The 18,999-nt window shown below is 70.3% G+C and carries 20 protein-coding genes; 11 read left to right on the forward strand and 9 right to left on the reverse strand.

Going from position 1 to position 18,999, the window contains the following annotated elements; genetic code table 11:
- Nucleotides 1–15 precede the first annotated feature (15 nt).
- From BMW35_RS13990 to rqcH, 3 genes are all read right to left on the reverse strand, one after another.
- Nucleotides 16–1,089 carry an mRNA surveillance protein pelota gene (locus BMW35_RS13990; protein ID WP_089670152.1) on the reverse strand — a complete coding sequence of 358 codons (1,074 nt, stop codon included), beginning with the start codon at nucleotides 1,087–1,089 and terminating at the stop codon, nucleotides 16–18.
- 61 nt (nucleotides 1,090–1,150) lie between these two features.
- The gene (locus tag BMW35_RS13995; RefSeq protein WP_089670153.1) at nucleotides 1,151–1,546 is read right to left on the reverse strand and encodes a DUF1648 domain-containing protein; all 396 of its coding nucleotides are present in this window, start codon (nucleotides 1,544–1,546) and stop codon (nucleotides 1,151–1,153) included.
- Between the two features lie 231 nt (nucleotides 1,547–1,777).
- Nucleotides 1,778–3,889, reverse strand: a complete 2,112-nt coding sequence (rqcH, locus tag BMW35_RS14000) for a ribosome rescue protein RqcH (protein ID WP_089670154.1) — start codon at nucleotides 3,887–3,889, stop codon at nucleotides 1,778–1,780.
- Nucleotides 3,890–4,198: 309 nt separating this feature from the next.
- On the opposite strand from rqcH, the gene BMW35_RS14005 reads away from it, so the two are divergent.
- On the forward strand, nucleotides 4,199–4,411 hold the full coding sequence (locus BMW35_RS14005; RefSeq protein ID WP_089670155.1) for a DUF8141 family membrane protein: 213 nt from the start codon (nucleotides 4,199–4,201) through the stop codon (nucleotides 4,409–4,411).
- A gap of 7 nt (nucleotides 4,412–4,418) precedes the next feature.
- Here the strand turns inward: BMW35_RS14005 and BMW35_RS14010 are convergent, their stop codons facing one another.
- Entirely contained in the window at nucleotides 4,419–5,225 is an 807-nt protein-coding gene (locus tag BMW35_RS14010; RefSeq protein WP_089670156.1) for a ZIP family metal transporter, read from the reverse strand.
- Nucleotides 5,226–5,321: 96 nt separating this feature from the next.
- Between BMW35_RS14010 and surE the strand changes: the two genes are divergently transcribed.
- The 3 genes from surE to BMW35_RS14025 all read left to right on the forward strand — a co-directional run bounded on the left by surE (nucleotide 5,322) and on the right by BMW35_RS14025 (nucleotide 7,414).
- The gene (gene surE / locus BMW35_RS14015) at nucleotides 5,322–6,101 is read left to right on the forward strand and encodes a 5'/3'-nucleotidase SurE (RefSeq protein ID WP_089670157.1); all 780 of its coding nucleotides are present in this window, start codon (nucleotides 5,322–5,324) and stop codon (nucleotides 6,099–6,101) included.
- A 44-nt stretch (nucleotides 6,102–6,145) separates the two neighbouring features.
- Nucleotides 6,146–6,865, forward strand: a complete 720-nt coding sequence (locus BMW35_RS14020) for a class I SAM-dependent methyltransferase (RefSeq protein ID WP_245708179.1) — start codon at nucleotides 6,146–6,148, stop codon at nucleotides 6,863–6,865.
- A 99-nt stretch (nucleotides 6,866–6,964) separates the two neighbouring features.
- Nucleotides 6,965–7,414 carry a TM2 domain-containing protein gene (locus BMW35_RS14025; protein ID WP_089670158.1) on the forward strand — a complete coding sequence of 150 codons (450 nt, stop codon included), beginning with the start codon at nucleotides 6,965–6,967 and terminating at the stop codon, nucleotides 7,412–7,414.
- A gap of 61 nt (nucleotides 7,415–7,475) precedes the next feature.
- Here BMW35_RS14025 and BMW35_RS14030 read toward each other — a convergent pair whose 3' ends face one another.
- The 3 genes from BMW35_RS14030 to BMW35_RS14040 form a co-directional block, all read right to left on the reverse strand.
- A complete protein-coding gene (locus tag BMW35_RS14030) occupies nucleotides 7,476–9,179 on the reverse strand; it encodes a YcaO-like family protein (protein ID WP_089670159.1) in 1,704 nt (567 codons plus the stop codon).
- Between the two features lie 69 nt (nucleotides 9,180–9,248).
- On the reverse strand, nucleotides 9,249–10,067 hold the full coding sequence (gene tbsP / locus BMW35_RS14035; protein WP_089670160.1) for a transcriptional regulator TbsP: 819 nt from the start codon (nucleotides 10,065–10,067) through the stop codon (nucleotides 9,249–9,251).
- A gap of 96 nt (nucleotides 10,068–10,163) precedes the next feature.
- Nucleotides 10,164–11,861: a CHAT domain-containing protein gene (locus BMW35_RS14040; RefSeq protein WP_089670161.1), complete on the reverse strand. Its 1,698-nt coding sequence runs from the start codon at nucleotides 11,859–11,861 to the stop codon at nucleotides 10,164–10,166.
- Nucleotides 11,862–11,961: 100 nt separating this feature from the next.
- Between BMW35_RS14040 and glyA the strand changes: the two genes are divergently transcribed.
- The 3 genes from glyA (at nucleotide 11,962) to BMW35_RS14055 (ending at nucleotide 14,535) form a co-directional block, all read left to right on the forward strand.
- Nucleotides 11,962–13,209, forward strand: a complete 1,248-nt coding sequence (glyA, locus tag BMW35_RS14045) for a serine hydroxymethyltransferase (RefSeq protein ID WP_089670162.1) — start codon at nucleotides 11,962–11,964, stop codon at nucleotides 13,207–13,209.
- 166 nt (nucleotides 13,210–13,375) lie between these two features.
- Nucleotides 13,376–14,269, forward strand: coding sequence for a bifunctional methylenetetrahydrofolate dehydrogenase/methenyltetrahydrofolate cyclohydrolase (locus BMW35_RS14050; protein ID WP_089670163.1), 894 nt, complete (start codon nucleotides 13,376–13,378; stop codon nucleotides 14,267–14,269).
- 83 nt (nucleotides 14,270–14,352) lie between these two features.
- Complete coding sequence (locus BMW35_RS14055; RefSeq protein ID WP_089670164.1) at nucleotides 14,353–14,535, forward strand: hypothetical protein; 183 nt, start codon at nucleotides 14,353–14,355, stop codon at nucleotides 14,533–14,535.
- A gap of 18 nt (nucleotides 14,536–14,553) precedes the next feature.
- Here BMW35_RS14055 and BMW35_RS14060 read toward each other — a convergent pair whose 3' ends face one another.
- A complete protein-coding gene (locus BMW35_RS14060; protein WP_089670165.1) occupies nucleotides 14,554–15,258 on the reverse strand; it encodes a DUF7117 family protein in 705 nt (234 codons plus the stop codon).
- A 93-nt stretch (nucleotides 15,259–15,351) separates the two neighbouring features.
- On the opposite strand from BMW35_RS14060, the gene BMW35_RS14065 reads away from it, so the two are divergent.
- The 4 genes from BMW35_RS14065 to BMW35_RS15740 all read left to right on the forward strand — a co-directional run bounded on the left by BMW35_RS14065 (nucleotide 15,352) and on the right by BMW35_RS15740 (nucleotide 18,467).
- Nucleotides 15,352–16,650: an alpha/beta hydrolase family protein gene (locus BMW35_RS14065; protein WP_089670166.1), complete on the forward strand. Its 1,299-nt coding sequence runs from the start codon at nucleotides 15,352–15,354 to the stop codon at nucleotides 16,648–16,650.
- Nucleotides 16,651–16,817: 167 nt separating this feature from the next.
- Entirely contained in the window at nucleotides 16,818–17,333 is a 516-nt protein-coding gene (locus tag BMW35_RS14070; RefSeq protein ID WP_245708180.1) for a DUF7528 family protein, read from the forward strand.
- A 31-nt stretch (nucleotides 17,334–17,364) separates the two neighbouring features.
- The gene (locus BMW35_RS14075; protein ID WP_089670167.1) at nucleotides 17,365–18,276 is read left to right on the forward strand and encodes a DUF1028 domain-containing protein; all 912 of its coding nucleotides are present in this window, start codon (nucleotides 17,365–17,367) and stop codon (nucleotides 18,274–18,276) included.
- A 44-nt stretch (nucleotides 18,277–18,320) separates the two neighbouring features.
- On the forward strand, nucleotides 18,321–18,467 hold the full coding sequence (locus BMW35_RS15740) for a hypothetical protein (protein ID WP_177170853.1): 147 nt from the start codon (nucleotides 18,321–18,323) through the stop codon (nucleotides 18,465–18,467).
- 230 nt (nucleotides 18,468–18,697) lie between these two features.
- On the opposite strand, the gene BMW35_RS14080 is transcribed toward BMW35_RS15740, so the two are convergent.
- Entirely contained in the window at nucleotides 18,698–18,979 is a 282-nt protein-coding gene (locus tag BMW35_RS14080) for an amphi-Trp domain-containing protein (RefSeq protein ID WP_089670168.1), read from the reverse strand.
- Nucleotides 18,980–18,999: the final 20 nt, after the last annotated feature.

The following is an 18,999-nucleotide window of genomic DNA, read 5'->3' on the forward strand; positions in this document are numbered from 1 at the left end:
AACCGAAATATACCGCTAGTCGAGCCGGTAGCGCAGCACCGCCGCGATGCCCCCGAGGTTCCGGAGCTGCTCGCCGGGCGCGAACTCGTGGCTGAACACCGTCACGTCGCCGCCCTGCTGTTCGACGCTCGTGACGAGGTCGTTGACGTCGACGTCCACCCACTCGCCCTCGCCGGCGCGCTCCAGTCGCAGGCGCTCGTCGAGAATCAGGAGGTCCTCGACCGCACCGAACTCCACGGCTTTCTGGACCTCGTCGATGCCGTAGGCGGCCTTCCCGTCGGTCGCCATCTCCGTCGTGAGTTCGTCGATGAGTTCGGACTCCTCCGCGATGCGGGTCTCCTCCTGGACGTCCTCGACCGCGCCGCGCTTGAGGACCTCGTGGACACCGCGGCCCCCGACCGCGCTCGTGTCCACCATCGTGATTTTCTCCTGCAGGTCCGGGTACTCCTCGGTGACGTAGTCGAGGGCGTCCTGTTTCGTGAACCCGGGGCCGGCGAGGATGATGGCGTCGGCCTGCATGCGGGCCAGCGCGTCGGCGAGCGTCGCGAACAGTTCGTCGCGGCCGCGGTCGTTCTGCTCGCCCTTCCCGGTGGTCGCCGTGAACGATCCCTGCTCGTCGACGCCGTACTGCTGGACGACGTGGATGTGCGCCTCCCCCTCCTCGACGGTCGCGATGGCGACGTCCGGCTGGTCGGTGGCCTCGACGGCCTCGTTCAGGCGGTCGAGCTGGTCGGGTTTCCAGTGCTTCTCGACCTCCAGTTCCTCGCGCTCCTCGACGTTCAGCGTGTGGTGCAGGCCGAGCTGGTCCTCCCGCGAGCAGTCCTCGATGGTGCCCGACACCCGCAGCCGGTTCGAGAACTTGTGGAACTCCACGTCCTCCACGTCGAGCGTGACGAACATGTGTTCGCGCTCGCCGCCGGTGTCCCGCATCTGGTCGTCGTTGCGCTGGATGCGGCGGTGGGTGTCCCCCGCCACGAAGTCCCCGGGTTCGAGGACGTACGCGAGGTGCCAGAGGTCGTCGAGGGACTCGGGGACGAGCGTGATTCGCTCCCGGCCGCCCTCGACGGTGTGGCGGTCTTTCAGTTGCATACCCGGACCGAGGACCCCCACGAGAAAAGGCTCTCTCCTTTGGTCGCCGCCCGGGGCCGCGCTACCCCTGGGTCGTCGCGTACGCGACGAGCAGCCCCGCGCCGACGAGGACGGGGACGACAGCGAGGCCAACGTCGAATCGGTAGCCGAGGTTCCAGGCGTACACGATGCCCTGCACCCACGCGAGCACGACGCCGAGAAAGAGGACTGTCGGACCGACACCGCCGGGGGTGCTGGTCAGCGAGTCGGGGACGAGGCGGACGAGGACGACGCTCGCGACGCCGAGCGCGGGCACCGCGAACACGCCGAGCGGCTTCGACACGTAGGAGTTCGGTTCGCTGCCGCTCCAGTGAATCGCCATCTGGTCGGGCAGCGACGCCCACAGCGCGAGGCCGGCGAGCGCCGCGGCCGCCAGCAGGCCGACGGCGACGGCGTCCGCGCGTCGGGAACCGTACATGGTCGGTGGTGGACGCGCTCGCCACGTGAACGTTCTGGTCCGTGTCAGCACCAGCCACGACGAATCCGGGTCGCATCGCGGCCGCGTCGACCCCGGAGACGTTCCGCACGTGATCCGACGACACCCGCCACAGGACGGCTGGTGTGTTCAGAGACGGCCGTCTGCCGGAGGCCAACAGCGACGCGCTGCGCGTCGTTCGTCGGCCCAGTCGCAAGGGGCCGGAGTGCCGGGTCAGTCGCGGATGCGGCTGCCGCCCGGCGGCATGTACTTCTGAATCTCGCCCGGGCTGGCGACCTTCCGGACGAACGACTGGTCGGCGAAGCGTTCGCGGAACTCCCGGTAGATGCGCTTGGCGGCGTCGCCCTGCGCGTACCGACCGGGCTCGACTTCGACGAGCGTCTCGACCTGGTCGCGGATGGCGTCCGTGGGTCCGCCGAGGACGCGCGTGTTCGGCTCGCAGGTGATGCCGACTGCCCAATCGACCGGGAGGTCCCGGAAGTACGTGCGGTCCCCGCGGATGGCGAACCCGCCCTTCTCCAGGTACTCGCCGGACTCCGGGGTCTTCGACACCTGGTCGGGAGAGACCATGTAGGCGTCGCCAGCGCCCCGGCCGTCCTTCCAGACGGACGAACACGAGACGGCGAACTGGGCGGCCTGGCGCTTGTCGCGGTCGGGCACCTCGATGTCGTTCGACGGCTCGCTGGGTTCGCTCGTCTTCAGCACCGTGATGGGGCCGCCGTGGGCCTGCGAGTGGAAGAAGCGGTCGTAGCGGTCCATGTACTTCTTCACCAGCTCCTCGTTCTGGTCGGCGTCCCGGCCGCCGAGCACGAGGAAGCCCTCGCTCGTCCGGAACCACCGGAACCGCTCGTACCACTGCTCTTGGTGGCGAATCGGAATCGACGCTCGGGCGAGCCAGTCGACGTCCTCGTCGTCCTCCTCGAACTCGGGTTCGGGTTCGGCCTCCCACTCGTCGCGGCGCTGCTTGACCGCTTCGAGGTCCTCCCGGGTGTTCTCGATGGCCGCGCGAGCGCCCGCCTTCTTCTCCTCGATGCGCTTGGCCTCCGTGTAGAGGCGGTCGGCGTTCTTCTCTACGCCGGACTCCGGGTCGAGGGTGACGGTGTGGTCGTCGATGCGCACGAGGACCATGCCCTCTGACTCGTCGACGCCAGAGAACGCCTCCGCGCCCGGCACGTCACCGGCCGCGTCCTCGAACGTCTCCGCGATGTCCTGCCAGCCGTGCCCGGCCTCCCGGGCCTCCTGGACGGCGGTCAGCAGGTCGTCGACGAGGTCGTAGTGGCCGTACAGCGCCTCGGCCTTCTCGCGCTCGGCCTCGGCCTGCCGTTCGAAGTCCTCGATTGCCTGCTCCTGCTGCTCGATGATTCGCTGCTGTTTCTCGATCTCGTTCTCGAAGTCGGGGCGCTCGACGGTCTCCCCGCTGTCCTCGTCCTCGCTCGTGTCGAGGTTCGTGAAGTAGTCGTCGAGCGCGGCGTCGAACGAGTCGAAGGCCTCGCTCGGCAGGTGGTCGTACTCCTGCAGGTCGACCGGCGTGACGTCCACGCGCGCTCCTCGGTCGGCGTCCTCCTCGTCGTCGGCCGGCTCGTAGTAGACGCGCGGGTCGAGGTCGCCCGCCTCGATTGCGCCGAGCAGGCGGTCGCTCGCCTCGAAGAGGGCTTCGAGGTCGGACTCCGTCGCCTCGCCGACATCCTTCGTCTTCTCGACGCCGGCCAGCGAACACAGCTCCTCGGCGTACAGCCCGCCGAAGTTGAGCTGGGTGGCGAGCGTGCGCACGAGGTCGGTGTCGGACTCCCGCATCTTCGCCGCGAACCCCTCGTAGTCGAGTTCGAGCGGATTCACGCGGGCGCTCGGGAAGCCGTACTCGCGGCCCGGCGCGACCGTCCGGGACTGCAGCCGGACGGTGTCGAGGCTGTCGACGACCTCGCCCTGCGGGTCGAGGACGGCGATGTTGCCGTCTCCGAACAGCTCTGCGACCACGGTCGTGTCGGCGTCCTCGCGCCGGAACTCGAACTCGAGGATGCGGTCGAACCCGTGCTGTCGCACCTCGTGGAAGTCCGCGCCCGAGAGCCGGTTCCGCAGCATCTTCGCGAAGTTCGGCGGCCGGCCCGGCGCGTCCGGTACGTGGGTCGGGTCGGCGACGTGCGCGCGCTTCGTGTCCCCGACTTCGATGAGCAACTCCACCCGCCCGCGGTCGAAGTCCCGCATCTTCAGGCGGAGGAGGTCGTCGCCGTAGAGGTAGGCCTTGTCGACTTTCGCCCCCGCGTACTCGTTGAGTTCCGCCGTGAGGGCGACGAGGTCGACGCTCGTCACCTCCCGCTTCTGGTCCATGCCAACTCCGTTGTCGGCCGCCACCCCTCTGCCTTACGGTCCGCGTGGCGCGGCGCTGCCGCGCCACGTTCGAGCGAACGGCGACCACCGGGAGCCGTGAGCGGCGGTGCCGACCGCAGGGAGACACCGGACTGGAACGCGGAGCGCAGCGACGCGTGAGCCAGTGGCCGAGCGCAGCGAGGCCACTGACTGCGCGAGCGGGGAGAGGCGACCTGCGAGCCGCGTGGCGCGGCAGCGCCGCGCCACGATTCTCCGCGGCTGCAACTGCCACCGACGTATTAGGCGGGGCCGGGGCCGACAGGGTAGGTGATGGCTTCGAAGCTCGCAGGCTGGTTCGGTTCGCTGTCGTTCGCACAGCAGATTATCGTGCTCGCGCTCGTGTTCGACCCGCTCGGGTTCGCTGGCGGCTGGCTGCTCGCGCCGTCGGTCGGTCTCGAACCGCTCTTCGGTGCCGTCTTCGGCGTGGTGGCTGCCAGCATCCCGACGTCGCTGCACGTGCTCCGGGAGGCGTCCGCAGCCTGACGGCGCGTCAAGCCAGCGTCACGTCGAGGTACAGCATCACGATGACGCCCGCCATCAGGCCGAGCGTGGCGGCGCGCTCGTTGCCGTTCGAGTGGGTCTCGGGGACGATTTCGTCGCTGATGACGAACAGCATCCCACCCGCCGCGAACCCCATCGCGTACGGGAGGATGGCGCTGGAGACGCTGACAGCGAGCGCGCCCAGCACCACCATCGGAATCTCCACGAGGCCCGCTCTGGCTCCTGCGAGGGCCGCGTACGTCGTCCGGTCGAAGCCCGCGTTCACGGCCGCGACCGAGACGGCCAGCCCCTCCGGAATGTTCTGCAGGCCGATAGCGAGCATCAGCGACAGTCCCTCGCTGACGTTCCCGCTGCCGAAGCCGACACCGACCGCCAAGCCTTCTGGCATGTTGTGGATGGTGATGGCGACGATGAACAGCAGTAGCGGCGCGAGGTCGGCCTGCGAGACGGTCTGGTCGGCGCGCTCCCGGCCCGTGATGAGCACGTGGACGTGGGGCACCCAGCGGTCAGCGCGGTCGAGGAGGACGACGCCGAGCACGATGCCCGCGATGACCTCCAGCAGGCCGTTCTGGCCGCCGAACTCGATGCCGGGGAGGATGAGACTCGTGAAGCTCGCCGCGAGCATCACGCCCGCCGCGAACCCGAGCGCGCCGTCCAGCGACCGCTGGCTCGGGTCGCGCCAGACCACTACCGCGAGCGCGCCGACGAGGTTCAGGCCGGCGACCACCAGCCCCCCGACGAACGCCTGCAGCAGGGGATCGGTCCCCGCGACGTCGAGGAACCACGTTTCCAGCATACGGCCACCAATCGGAGCCGGCACATAAGTCCGTGCCGACGCGGGCCGCAGTCCGCTTTCGCAACGCCTACCCTCGCCGGCGCGAAACGCCAGCCGATGAGTGACTCGCTGTCCGTCCTTCTCACGAACGACGACGGCATCGACGCCCCGGGGATACGCGCCCTCCGCGATGCGCTCGCCGACGACGGCCACGACGTCACGGTGGTCGCGCCCGCCGACGAGCAGTCCGGCTCCGGGCAGACCCGGACCTTCGACGTGCTGGACTACGAGGACCGCGACGACGGCGGGTACGCGGTCCACGGCACGCCCGCCGACTGCGTCGGCGTCGCCGTCGCCGGCCTCGACATCTCGCCGGACGTCGTCGTCTCCGGCTGCAACGACGGCCCGAACCTCGGCGCGCACATCCTCGCACGCTCGGGCACTGTCGGCGCTGCGATGGAGGCCGCGTTCCTCGGGCTGCCCGCCGTCGCCGTCTCGATGTACGACTGGGAGTTCGACCCCGCTGGCGGCTGGGAGCCCGAGTACGAGAACTTCGACACCGCGGCCGAGACGGCCGCCGACATCGTCCCCGACTTCGTCGACGGCTCGCTGCTGCCGACCGCTGACTACCTCTCCGTGAACGCGCCCGCCGCCCGCCACGCCGACGACCCGGTCATGCGCGTCACCCGACCCACCCGCGAGTACGAACTGCAGGCGAACTTCACTGGCGACGGCGTCGACGTCGAGGACCGCTTCTGGTACCAGTTCCTCGATCGCGACGTCCCCGACCCCAGCGGCACCGACCGGTACCACTGCGTCGACAACGAAGTCTCCATCTCCCCGCTCACCGTCCCGCACTCCGTCGCCGACGGCGCGACCGTGGGCGGGCTGCTGTAGCCCGACCCCAACGGTTATTCTGTGGGCCGCCGGACCGGTAGCTCGTGCCGCCCGAGGAGACCCCGACGGTGGAGGCAGCGTACGACAGACTGGCGGCGACCTACGAGCGACAGGAGGACGACCCCTACTGCGCGGACTTCGAGTTCCCCGCCATGACGGACCTCGTGCCCGACGTGGCCGGGAAGCGCGTCCTCGACGCGGGCTGCGGCCACGGCCGGTACGCCGAGTGGCTGGCCGACCGCGGCGCGGACGTCGTCGCCGTCGACGAGAACGCCGAGATGCTGGACCGCGCGGAGCGGCGAGTCGGCGACCGGGTGGCGCTACACCGAGCGGACATCACGGAGCCGCTGGCGTTCGCCGACGACGGCGAGTTCGACGGCGTCGTCTGCGGGCTCTCGCTGCACTACGTCGAGGACTGGCGAGAGCCGTTCGCGGAGTTCGCTCGAATCCTCGCGCCGGGCGGGTTTCTCGCGTTCTCCGCCCAGCACCCGGTGGACGAGTACGTCGCGTTCGAGGCCGAGGACTACTTCGCGGTCGAGCGCGAGACGATGACGTGGCCGGCCGCCGACGGCGAGGTCGACGTACCGTTCTACCGCCGGCCGTTCGCCGAGGCCGTGAACCCGCTCCTCGAAACCGGGTTCCAACTCGACGAGCTGGTCGAACCGACGCCCAGCCCCACGTTCGAGGACGAGAAACCCGAATCGTACGAGAAGCGGCTGCGGTACCCGACGTTCCTCTGTATCAGGGCGTCACTCTCGGAGTAGGGGCGGTTCGTGGCGTCTGCCGGTGACGGTCGAGACATTCAGGGCGAGCGAACGCCCGCAATACAGAACTGGGTGGCCGCTGTTTCGCCGAGTCGAGGGATGAAGTACTGCATCAACTGCGGTGCGGACATCGACCCGAACGCCGAACTCTGCCTCGAGTGCGGCGTCAACCAGACCAAACCCCTCACCGGCGGGAACGGGGACCGCGGTGCCGGCGAGAAGTACTGTCTGCACTGCGGCGAACTCGTCGACGAGCGGGCCGAGACGTGTCCCGACTGTCGGGTCGAGCAGCGGTCGCTATCGAACGGCTCGGGGGACGCCGAACGGGTCGCCGCCGGCGTGCTCGCTGTCCTGCTCGGGAGCTTCGGCGCGCACAAGTTCTACCAAAACAACGTCGCGCTCGGTCTTCTCTACCTCTGTCTGTGCTGGACGCTCGTTCCGGCCGTCGTCTCGTTCGCCGAGGGTGTCCTGATGCTGTTCGCGGACGAGCGGGCGTACGAGACGAAGTACGCAGACGGCGGCGTTCTCGGGTCGTCGGTCGGTGGGTGACCGGCGGCGAACAGGGGACGCGACCGCACCGGTGTGGTACCGGGCGGGTGCGTGACCGCGGTCAGGGGAACGGGTGGAACGGCCTGTCGAGTCGCGCCTGGAAGCCGAGTTCTCGCGGAACCTCGCGGGCTCGCTCCCCGAAGAACGGCTCGGAGACGAACAGCGGCTGGGCGTCCGGGACCAGCACGCGAACGGCCTCGAAGCCCGCCTGTTCAACGTCGCGGGGGGTGATGCGGGCGGCGTAGGCGTCGAGGCCGGCGTCCGCGAGCGCGTCGAGGACGCCGTCGAGTTCGGCGGTGCCCTCGGGTGCCTCTGCCGGGCTGACGTCGCTGGCGGGAACGGTCGTGTCGGGGTCGATGAACCCCTCGACCTCGCGGGGGAAGTCGGCGTACTTGCCGATGGCTCCGCTCTCGTCGCTGGCGCGGTCGGGCCCCATCGCGCGGAGCTCCATCCAGTTCTGGAGGGCTTCGGCGAGCGCGTCGGTGGCGGCGGCCTCGGGGTCGAGGTCGGCGGCGGAGCCGAGCGCGAACCGCGGCCAGTCCTCGCGGTGGACGGCGACGGCGACGACGGGCACGTCGACGTCCTGCGTGCAGAGCAGCGGCGTCACGGTGAGGTCCTCCGCGCGGGCGTGTTTCCGGAGTTCAGCGAAGGCCTCGCTGTCGACGCCGAGACCGAGCGGTTCGAACGTGGAGTACCACGCGAGCATCGTGGCGTCCCGCTCGACGGTCTCGTACAGCCCGGACAGCAGCGCCTCGGTCCCGGTGTTTCCGAGGCCGAGCCCGGTCGTGATGGCGGGCCCCGAGGCGTCGTCGGGCGGCGGGAAGACGACGCGGTCCGCGGGCAGGAGTGCGTCACCCCCGGTTTGCAAGTGTTCCCCACGGACCCAGTCGAGCGACTCGGAGCCAGCGACGGACTCACCGTCGGGCCGCACGAACGCCGCGGGAGCGACGGCGTCCTCGTGGTCGACCGGTCGGGTCTCGAAGTCGGCCTCGCGGTAGACGCCCGCGCTGTACCGCTCGAGGCCTTCACCGACGGCGCGCATGTAGGCCGCGTTCCAGTCCGGGTCGACGCCGGCCGCCTGCTGGGCGGCCTCGGCGTCGCTGAACCCCGAGGTGTCGCTGACGCTCGCGAGGTAGTACGGTGCCGGGAACGACTCGCGCTCGCCGACGGCCGTGACGAGGCCGACCCGGTCGTCGACCAGCGCCTCGCCCGCCCGGAGCGCAGCGTCCAGCGACCGCCCCTCGTCGCCCCGCCGCAGGTCGCGGTCGGGGCGCTCGCCGCAGTCGCAGTTCGGGAGCGGCGCGACCGACCGCTCGGCGTGCGGGAGTTCGACGACGGTCCCCGGCGCGGCCTCGCCGCGGAGGGCGTCGACAGCGAGCCGGCCGGCGTGGGCACCCGCCAGCCGGACCGTCGACCGGGCCGCGGACGGCGAGTCGGCGGGCTCCTGACCGGTCGACTCCACCCGGCCCGTGAGACACTCGAAACACGGCCCCCCCGGCGAGAGGACGGCGACGCCGGCGTCCACGTCCGCGAGCGGCCGGCCGCCGAGTCCACCCACCTCGACGGTCACGAACGGCGTCCCGCCCTCGCGAGCGGCCTCGTTCGCGGCGCGGAAGCCGCCAGCGCCCGCGACCCCGACGACCACACCGAGGTCGGCGTCCGCGACGCCCGCCACGTCCGTCGCCTCGACAGGCGCGTCCACGTCCGCGAGCGCGGCCTCCACGGCGTCGACCGCGGGGCCGTCGCCGACCACCGCGACAGTCACAACACGGCCTCCGTTAGCATGGCTACGGGGAGGCGGGACGGACGCAAAACAGTACGGGGTTCGGTCGCTCTACGCCAGCATCGACTCCGCGACGTTCGCGAAGTCGCCGGCCGGCGCGTCCTCCAGCCGGTCGTCAGCGAGCTTCAGGCGGAGGCGCGGACGGCCGACGTCGATGGGGACTTTCTCGGTGTCGATGAGACCGAGGTCCTCGAGCTTGGTCTTCGTCCGGGAGAACGTCGCCTTCGACGCGATACCGACGTCCTCGCCCCACTTGCTGATGTCGTACAGCAGCTCGCGGTTCTTCGCCGCGACGAGCAGGCTGATGGTGACCTCGTCGAGACCGTCGCCGTCGCCGCGAGCGGTCTCCAGCGAGGCCAGCACGTCGTCGAAGTCGTCGCCGACCTCGGTGCCGATGTCGTCGTCGAGCGACGACCGGACGCGGTCGATGGCGGGCGTCCGAAGCGTGAACGCCTCGGCGTCCGCCCAGTCGGCGGTCGCGGCGTCGTACGCGGTGCCCGCGAACTCGTCGTCGTCGGTGGCGAGGCCGGCGACGAGGCCGCCGGTCTCGACGAGCGCGACCGTTCGGTTCTGGGTGACGAGCATCGAGGAGCGGCCGTCACCGTCGAACGTCCGGAGCTCCAGGTCGCCGGACTCGACGAGGTTCGCGGCGTTGCTCGCGACGATGAAGTCCCCCGTCACGTCCTTCAGCGTTCGCTCGTCGCCGAGGACGCGGATCGAGGGGAGGTCGCCGTCGTAGTCGTTGGCCGCGTCGACGAGCGCTTCGACTGCTCGCGCGCTCGGGTCGACGACGAAGAGCTCGGCGGGGTCGTCGCCGAACACCTCGTCGAGGACGTCAGCGACGGACGTGCCGAGTAGATTCGATGTCATCTCTGTCCACCGGTATGGTGTGTGGCTATTTAATTTTACCGGGACGAGTAAGTGTAAAACGCCGGTTCTCGACTCCATGCGGCCGACGAGCGGGCGTTACGGGTGACGGGAGGGGTCGACGACAGCGGCGGCCTCGTCGGCCCAGTGGAACCGGCCGTCGAGGACCACGGGCGCGTCGGCGTCCGCGAGCGCGCTGGCGAGACTGGTGCCGTCCGTGGTGGTCGTGCTGGGGTTCCCGCAGAGCCGACGGCGGCCGTCGCCGGGCGTCGGCGTGGTGAAGCCGTCGCCGTGGCGAGTGAGCGACTGGTGCTCCCAGGCCACCCGGTAGCGGTCGTCGTCGAGGCGCTCGACGTGGGCGACGCGGGCGTCGCGGTCGTCCGTCGCCGCCAGCGTCTGCGTACCGTCGCCGACGACAGCGTAGTCTTTCCCCATTCGGATGCGGCGGCGAGCGAGCCGGAGCGCGGCGACGATGGGGAAGCCGGCGAGCAGGAGGCGCGCGAACGCCGTGCCGACCTTCGCCGCCTGCTCGTCGAGCACCTTCCGGAGGGTGACGGCACCCGCGACGCTCCCGGCCTCGACGAGCGCCGTGCCCTCGTGGTAGGAGCCACACGCGTTCAGGAAGAACGTCTCCACGTTCGTCTCGCCGAGGTCGCTGGCGGCGAGGTGGCCGTCCGCGCAGCGCAGCCCCTCGACCTCGCAGTGCCCGATGTAGTGGACGAACTCGTGGTGGTCGGCGAGCAGGTCTGCGAGCTCCCGCCGAGTGAGCCGCTCGTGGAAGCTGACGTCCATCGGCAGGTCGCTCGCCCGCGTCTCGTAGATGTCCGCGACGGCGTCGTGTTCGCCCGCCATTCCGCGGTCGTTGAGGACCACCGCGACCGACATGCCGTCGCGGTCGGCGGCGCGGTAGCGGTCGTGGTTCCGGTACGCCACCGGCTGGGTCTTGAAGGCGTCGACGGGCGTGCCGTCGGCGAGCCAGCCCTGAGTGCGGCCGGGACGGTCGACGGGGTCGAGCATCTCCACGCTCGCCACGGGGCCGGGGGCCCCGCGGTAGAAGTCGTCCAGCGACCGCGAGACGAGCTCCTGGCGGTCGAGGCTCGCGGTCTCCGGCGGGAACACGAACGCGAGCCGGTCGAGGAGATACGGCAGCGCGGTCGCGTGGTCGTAGGTCGGCGCGACGTGCATCGCGAGGTGCCACTCGGGCAACCGGTCGGCGACGCGCTCGAAGGGCGCATCGAGGTACGCCGCGAGCCGGTCCGCCGGCGACTGCGCCACGAGCCGGTCGGGGTCCAGCCCGAGAGCGTCGAGCGCGTCGCCCTCCGCGAGTTCCGCACCCGTCGACGCCTCCCGGATGAGGCAGTCGAGCCAGAACGCCCGGGCCAGGAGGTCGGGGACGTCCGAAGTCAGGTCGCCGAGTTCGCGGTCGACGCCCGTCGCGGACGCCAGCAGTCGGGGTGTCGCGTCGTCGACGACCGACACGTCGGCACCGAGGTAGAACGCGAGCGGTGCGCCGACGAACACCGACCGCAGCGACGCCGGCAGCCGGAGTTCGATGCCCGTCTCGGGCGTCTCGGCAGCGACCGCGGTGGGGACGGCGAGACGGTCCCCGAACTCGACGGCCGGCGGCCGACTCCGGTTGGCTCGGAGGCTCCGACCGACTCCCGTCGTGTCGTGGGCGGCCGCGGCGTGGGTGACGGCCGCTGCGACGCCGGCCGGCGTGCGCGGGACCGTGACGGTCCCGAGGCTGGTCGCGTCGTCGCTGGTAGGCCCCCCGGCCGGTCGCTCCCGCTCGGTCACGTACCGTCGGCATACACCGAGGGGGCATATATTTCTGTCGTGCGGTTGCCGGGAATTAGGTCGCGGTAGACTTATGCCGCGCGCGGCGGCCCGTTGAACCATGAGCTACGAGGAGGTCCGGGAGGTCGACCCGGCGGTAGCAGACGCACTCGCGGGCGAACGCGAGCGACAGGAGGACACGCTCGCGATGATTGCGAGCGAGAACCACGTCAGCGAGGCCGTCATGGCGGCCCAGTCCAGCGAACTCACGAACAAGTACGCCGAGGGCTACCCGGGCTCCCGGTACTACGGCGGCTGCGAGTACGCCGACGACGTCGAGGAACTCGCAATCGAGCGCGCGAAAGAGCTGTTCGGAGCCGACCACGTGAACGTCCAGCCCCACAGCGGGTCGTCGGCGAACATGGGCGTCTACTTCGCCACCCTGAATCCCGGCGACAAGATTCTCTCGCTGGACCTGACCCACGGTGGCCACCTGAGCCACGGCCACCCCGCGAACTTCGCGGGCCAGCTCTACGAGGTCGAGCAGTACGAGGTCGACCCGGAGACGGGTCGCCTCGACTACGAGGGCCTCCGCGAACTCGCCGAGGAGTTCGAGCCGGACATGGTCGTCTCCGGGTTCTCGGCGTACCCCCGGGAGGTCGAGTGGGAGCGCATCCAGGCGGCGGCGGACGCCGTCGGCGCGCTCCACACCGCCGACATCGCGCACATCACGGGGCTCGTCGCGGCGGGCGAGCACGCTTCGCCGGTCGGCGTCGCCGACTTCGTCACCGGCTCCACGCACAAGACCATCCGCGCGGGTCGCGGCGGCATCATCATGTGCGACGACGAGTACGCCGACGACATCGACTCCGCGGTCTTCCCGGGCGCACAGGGCGGCCCCCTGATGCACAACATTGCGGGGAAGGCGGTCGGCTTCCACGAGGCGCTCCAGCCCGACTTCGAGGAGTACGCCGAGCAGGTCGTCGAGAACGCCGAGGTGCTCGGCGAGCGACTCCAAGAACACGGCTTCTCGCTGGTCTCCGGCGGCACCGACACCCACCTCGTGCTCGTCGACCTCCGGGAGTCACACCCGGACGTCTCCGGCGGCGACGTCGAGGAGGAACTGGAGGACGTCGGCATCGTCCTGAACGCCAACACTGTCCCGGACGAGACCCGGTCGGCGTTCGACCCGTCGGGCATCCGAATCGGCGCACCCGCGCTCACCACGCGAGGCTTCGACGCCGAGGCGATGGAGACGGTCGCCGACTGCATCGCGCGCGTCGTCGACAACCTCGGCGACGAGGAGGTGTACGCCGACGTGGCGGCCGAGGTCGACGACCTCACCGACCGGTTCCCCCTGTACGAATGACGGTGTGTGCCGGGACTCCGTCGGTCGCCGGACCCTGAAAGGGTCGACCGGTTCCTAGCGACGGAGACGACGTAAGTGAACACGTTTGTGTCCATAATCTATTCCCCTGAATCAGAACTATGCACATAGCGCCAAGTACAAGTCGGCGGCGCGAGGAGGTGGAGACATGACTGAACTCATCGACGGAGAGGCCGTCGCCGCCGAGGTGCGCGAAGACCTCTCGGGGGCCGTCGCCACCCTCGAGGACGCCGGCGTCACCCCGCGGCTCGCGACGGTGCTGATGAACGACAAGCAGGCCAGCGAGACGTACGTCTCCATGAAACAGCGGGACTGCGAGGAGCTCGGCATCGCCGCCGAGGACGTCCGCATCGACGCGGACGCGCCCGCCGAGGAGCTGTTCGACGCCGTCGCCGACCTGAACGCCCGCGACGACGTCCACGGCATCCTCGTGCAGGACCCGACGCCCGACCACGTCCCCGACGAGCGCGTGCTGTCGGCTGTCGACCCCGCGAAGGACGTCGACGGCTTCCACCCCGAGAACGTCGGGAAGCTGGTCGCTGGGAACGCCCGATTCAAGCCCTGCACGCCCCACGGCATCCAGAAGCTGCTCGCCCACCAGGGCGTCGACACCGAGGGCGCGGAGGTCGTGGTCGTCGGGCGGTCGAACATCGTCGGGAAACCCCTCGCGAACCTCCTCGTGCAGAAGGCCGACGGCGGCAACGCCACGGTCACGGTCTGTCACAGCCGCACCGACGACCTCGCCGCCCACACCCGCCGCGCGGACGTCGTCGTCGCGGCCTGCGGCGTCCCCGAACTGGTCGACGGCGACATGCTCTCCGAGGGCGCGGTCGTCATCGACGTCGGCATCAACCGCGTCGACGCGGACACCGAGAAGGGCTACGAGCTCGTCGGCGACGTCGACTTCGAGAGCGCGAAAGCGCGAGCGAGCGCCATCACGCCCGTCCCCGGCGGCGTCGGCCCGATGACTCGCGCGATGCTGCTGTACAACACTCTGAAGGCCGCCGGCGAACAGACCGGCGTCGACGTCACGCTGCCCTGACCGCCGCCGGCTTCTCGGTGGTCCCGGGACAAAATCTGGGGTTCGCCGACACGACTATCGGCGCGTCAGCCGTCTGTCACCGCATGCACACTCGTCGCGATCTCTACGTCGCTGGATTCGTCGCAGCGTCGCTCGCGTACGTCTTCAACGTCCTCGCGTTCACCGGGTCGTTCTCGCTGTTCCGGTGGGTCGTCTTCGCGGCGTTCTTCCTCGTCGCGTTCGCCGGCTTCGAGTGGTTCCTCGGATGGGCCGCACCGCAGGAGTAGCCGCCGGACGCTCCGGCCTCAGGCGAGCGCGTCCAGTCTCGTGCGCGCTCGCTCGACGCCGGCGTCGTCGCCGCGGTAGGCGTCCGCGACCGCACGCACGGCGGCGACGAGACGCTCGCTGTCCGCCGGGTCGACATCGCCGTCGAGGGCCTCCACGCGCTTGCTGTGGTCGCGTACCTGCGCCAGCAGCCCGCCTTCGGGGTCGGGGACGCTCCCGTCGGCGTGCTCGCGGAGCGCCGCCCGGTAGGCGTCGACGGCCGCCGCGTACGCGAGCCCGCGGGCCGCCCACATCGACGCTGGCACGTCCTCCGAAGCCGGGCGCTCGCCGTCGTCTGCACCGTTCAGGAGGGCGAGTACGTACCGCTGTTCGTCCTCGCCGACCCGGAGCTTCCCGGCGAGCAGGACCGCCGCGCGCCGGAGTTCCTGGGCGGCGAGGTAGGTGTCGTCTAAGTCCAGCAGGTCACCGCCCGCGACGAACCCCCGGGACTGGCAGTACTCGCGGCAGGCCTCCTTCGCCGGTTCCAGGGCGTCCAGCACGTCGTCCGCGCCGGCCTGCCGGGCCGCGGTCAGGTCGAGGTCGCCGCCCGCGTCGGTGTGGAGTTTGCGCTCGCCGACGCCGACGCTCCGGAGGCTCCCGCAACTCGGGCACTCGACGCTCCCGGTCTCGAAGTACGACCAGCGCGTCCCACACGACTTGCACTCGCGCTCGCCGCGCACGTCCATGCCCCGGAGTTGGCCCGGTGACGGCATAACTCCCGTGGCTCGTCGGCTGACAGACCACCAACCTCTTTCCCGCGGCGTCGGGAAGCCCTGTGCATGTCTGACAGCGACCCCGGCGCGGCGGCCACCGAGTTCGCCGACCGATTCGCGGCCGAAGACGCGGCCGCCGCCACCGAGGCCGCCGCACTGCTCTCCGAGACCGGACGCGAGGCGGTCCTCGACGCGTTCCCGGAGGGGGTCCAGTTCGGCGAACTGGACGCGGAAGACGCCCTCGAAGAGTTCTGGTACGGGCTCTACGGCCAGTACGGCGGGGCCGAGGGCGTCGGCGACGTGACCGTCGACGGCGACGAGGTGTCCGTCGAACTGGTGTTCGCCGACGGCAGCCAGCGCCTCGACCTGCGCGTCGCCGACGGCGAGGTCTCCGCCTTCGCGCTCCCCAGCGAGTACGAACCACCGGCCTACGCCGAGGCCGACGCGTTCACCGAGCGCGACGTGACCGTAGACGCCGGCGACGTGGCCCTCGACGGCACGCTCGCGGTCCCCGACGGCGAGGGTTCGTTCCCCGGCGTGGTGCTCGTCCACGGGTCCGGAATCCACGACAGCGACGGGACCGCAGGAGAATCCAAGATTCTGCAGGACTTCGCGTGGGGGCTGGCGACCGAGGGCGTCGCCGTCCTCCGATACGAGAAGCGCCTGCACGACCACGACGTCGACCCAGAAGACTACACGCTCGACACCGTCGTTGTCGACGACGCGGTCGCCGCCCTCGACGAACTCGCGGACACCGACGCGGTCGACGAGGGCGCGCTGTTCGTCGCGGGCCACAGTCAGGGCGGGCTGGCCGCGCCCCGAATCGCCGACAGACACGGCAACGTCGCGGGCGTCGTGTCCCTCGATGGCCCGAGCGAAACGGAGCCCGACCCCGACGACGCCCGGCACCTCCGGTACTTCCTCGAACCGGACGGCGACCTCGACGAGGACCAGGAAGCCCTGCTGGCCCAGCAGCAGGAGACTGCCCGGCGGCTGGTCGACCGAGACTACGAGCCCGACGAGGTGCTCCGGGACAAGCCGGGTCGCTGGTGGGACAGCGTGCTGGGCTACAACCCGGGCGGACTCGCCGAATCCATCGACGCGCCGGTGTTCGCGCTGAAGACCGGGCGCGCCGACCCCGAGGTGCAGCCCGAGCTCGTCGAGATGCACCGTGAGATGCTGGACGACTGGCGCGACCTCGACCTCGGCGAGGCGGGACGCGTCGAGTTCTACGACGGCCTCGGGCACTACTTCCAGACGGGCCACGAGCCGTCGACGATGACGCACCTCCAGTTCGCGGACAACGTCGCCGAGCACGCCGTGCTGGACGTCGCCGACTGGGTCCGGGGCGTCGCCGACACCTGACTCCGACAGCCCCGACGCCCAGCGCCGGAGCGCCACGCCTCACGGGTGCGGTCTGACAGACCTAGTCTGTTCCACCACCGGACTTATGCTGACATCGCGGCAATTCACTGGCACGATGCCGAGTTACACACAGACTCCGGCCGCCGAGGATACCCGAAGCCGCAGCGATGCGGCTGGTCGAGAAATTCTCCGGCTCGCCTGACCTGCGGGCGGAGCGCCGCGGCGACCGCGTCGTCGTCGCGCTCGACTGTGACGACGACGCCGACGAACTAGTCCTCTCGACGGACGACGCCGAACAGCTACGCGACTCGCTGACCGACGCGCTGACGGCCCGCGAGTCGTTCGTGAACACGGCGGGCGTGCGCCGGCCCGACGGCAGCTACGTCGTCGAGCGCCGGGGCGCGGACTCCGCCGGGAACCGCAAGGTCTTCGAGAGCTTCGACGCGCTCCGGCGGCGCTGCCGGCGGCTCCCCGAGACGTTCACCGCCGAAGACCTCTCTGCAACGGGGCTGACAGCCGGCCGCCGTCACATGGTGCTGTGGCACCTCGTCGAACACCCCGCGTTCCCGGTGGCGCTGGCGAGCCGGCAGCCGCTGACCGCCGAGAAGACGGCCGGCGACGACGCGGGTCGAAGCACCCGGCAGGACGGGGAGAAGACGGCAACGGGGGTGGCCGAGCCGTAGTCTTTTGCCCGGCGCGGGCGACCGTCTCCGCATGACGTTCTCCATCGTCGCGCGAGACCCCGAGACCGACGCGGTCGGCGTCGCCGTCCAGTCGAAGTTCGTGGCCGTCGGGTCCGTCGTCCCGTTCGCGAGCGCGGACGCCGGCGCTATCGCCACGCAGAGCTTCGCGAACGTCGCCTACGGACCCGAAGGGCTCGACCTGCTCCGGGAGGGACACTCGGCCGAAGAGGTCGTCGAGGAACTGACGAGCGCGGACGACGAGGCCCCGCAGCGACAGGTCGGGATTGTCGGGCAGGACGGCTCCGTGGCGGCGTTCACGGGAGAGGAGTGCTTCGACCACGCGAGCGACCGGCAGGGCGACCACTACACCGTGCAGGGCAACATCCTGGAGAACCGGGAGACCGTGGACGCGATGGGCGACGCCTTCGAGGCGACCGACGGCGGGCTGCCCGAGAAGCTGCTGGCGGCGCTCCAGGCCGGCAACGAGGCGGGCGGCGACCAGCGCGGCGAGCAGGGCGCGGCTCTGTACGTCGCGAAGCCCGAGGGCGGCTACGACGGTGGGAACGACCGCTGGGTCGACGTGCGCGTCGACGACCACGAACACCCAATCGACGAGCTCGAACGGGTGTTCCGCATCTACGACATCACGCTGCTCGAACGCGAGGACCCCGAGGAGTACCGCGAGCTCTCGGGAGAAACCGCCGAGTCCGTGCTCGCGACGCTGTCGGAGCTGGGGTTCTACGAGGACGAGCCGTCCGACGAGTTCGGCGAGGCCGAGCGCGAGGCGTTAGAGGAGTTCCGGGGGATGAACAACTTCGAGAACCACGACCTCGACGCGCTCGAGGACGCGCTCGCTCGCGGCTGGAGCGACGCGGACGGCGACGGCGAGGATCGGGTCGTGAACGCCATCTGGCACGGCATCTCGCGGCTCGACCGGAAGTAGCCGGAGGGCGGCGTTTCTTACCGCTGGAGCGGGTAGCGTGAGGCATGCGCGACGAGGAGGAGATACGGGAGCAGTACGAGTTTCTGGTCGAGGAACTGGACTCCGAAGACATGAACCACGAGGGCGTCAGGCAGATGTTCACGTACTACCGGCGGGCGCTGGGCTGGGTGCTCGAAGAAGAGCACATGTAGCGGCAGCTCTTTCGCTGGGAGATAGATTTATTACGTTGCCCCGTCTTGACTCAGGTGACGCTTCGCTTGGAGGGCCGAAGCGTCAGCGGGGACCAATTCAGGGCGGCTGCGGGGCCGGAGTTTCCGGCCTCGCATCCTTTTCCGTTGCACTACGTTCGACAGCGGCCGCTGTGCGTCGATACCGGTGGTTCGTCAGTGAGCAGACAGCGGTGGGTCTGCGAGCCGTCGGGCTACGAGATGTCGAGGCCGGTGGCGTCGCTGCCGTCGGCGTCGCCCTCGTCCCACTCCAGTTCGAACTCGACGCTGTGTTCGTCGGGTCCGCTGCCCGTCTCCAGTTCGGCTTTCACCTCGAACGTGACAGAGGCCGGCGGGTCGAGGGTGAGGGAGTCGCCGCCCGCCGACAGCGTCAGCGGCTCGCCGGCGTCAAGTTTGTCGGCGACGGTGCGGAGGTAGTCGGCCACGTCGCTGCGGTCCTGGCGGAGTTCGCTCTCGAACAGCACTTCTTCTGGCATACACCACAGTACGAGGGAGT

Source organism: Halobacterium jilantaiense, assembly GCF_900110535.1.
In the GTDB taxonomy this organism is placed as follows: Archaea; Halobacteriota; Halobacteria; order Halobacteriales; family Halobacteriaceae; genus Halobacterium; species Halobacterium jilantaiense.

Bases quoted from the DNA above. Each gene is read 5' to 3' on its own strand.
- BMW35_RS13990 (WP_089670152.1), bottom strand. From the start codon at position 1,089: ATGCAACTGAAAGACCGCCACACCGTCGAGGGCGGCCGGGAGCGAATC.
- BMW35_RS13995 (WP_089670153.1), bottom strand. From the start codon at position 1,546: ATGTACGGTTCCCGACGCGCGGACGCCGTCGCCGTCGGCCTGCTGGCG.
- rqcH (WP_089670154.1), bottom strand. From the start codon at position 3,889: ATGGACCAGAAGCGGGAGGTGACGAGCGTCGACCTCGTCGCCCTCACG.
- BMW35_RS14005 (WP_089670155.1), top strand. From the start codon at position 4,199: ATGGCTTCGAAGCTCGCAGGCTGGTTCGGTTCGCTGTCGTTCGCACAG.
- BMW35_RS14010 (WP_089670156.1), bottom strand. From the start codon at position 5,225: ATGCTGGAAACGTGGTTCCTCGACGTCGCGGGGACCGATCCCCTGCTG.
- surE (WP_089670157.1), top strand. From the start codon at position 5,322: ATGAGTGACTCGCTGTCCGTCCTTCTCACGAACGACGACGGCATCGAC.
- BMW35_RS14025 (WP_089670158.1), top strand. From the start codon at position 6,965: ATGAAGTACTGCATCAACTGCGGTGCGGACATCGACCCGAACGCCGAA.
- tbsP (WP_089670160.1), bottom strand. From the start codon at position 10,067: ATGACATCGAATCTACTCGGCACGTCCGTCGCTGACGTCCTCGACGAG.
- glyA (WP_089670162.1), top strand. From the start codon at position 11,962: ATGAGCTACGAGGAGGTCCGGGAGGTCGACCCGGCGGTAGCAGACGCA.
- BMW35_RS14050 (WP_089670163.1), top strand. From the start codon at position 13,376: ATGACTGAACTCATCGACGGAGAGGCCGTCGCCGCCGAGGTGCGCGAA.
- BMW35_RS14055 (WP_089670164.1), top strand. From the start codon at position 14,353: ATGCACACTCGTCGCGATCTCTACGTCGCTGGATTCGTCGCAGCGTCG.
- BMW35_RS14060 (WP_089670165.1), bottom strand. From the start codon at position 15,258: ATGGACGTGCGCGGCGAGCGCGAGTGCAAGTCGTGTGGGACGCGCTGG.
- BMW35_RS14065 (WP_089670166.1), top strand. From the start codon at position 15,352: ATGTCTGACAGCGACCCCGGCGCGGCGGCCACCGAGTTCGCCGACCGA.
- BMW35_RS14070 (WP_245708180.1), top strand. From the start codon at position 16,818: ATGCGGCTGGTCGAGAAATTCTCCGGCTCGCCTGACCTGCGGGCGGAG.
- BMW35_RS14075 (WP_089670167.1), top strand. From the start codon at position 17,365: ATGACGTTCTCCATCGTCGCGCGAGACCCCGAGACCGACGCGGTCGGC.
- BMW35_RS15740 (WP_177170853.1), top strand. From the start codon at position 18,321: ATGCGCGACGAGGAGGAGATACGGGAGCAGTACGAGTTTCTGGTCGAG.
- BMW35_RS14080 (WP_089670168.1), bottom strand. From the start codon at position 18,979: ATGCCAGAAGAAGTGCTGTTCGAGAGCGAACTCCGCCAGGACCGCAGC.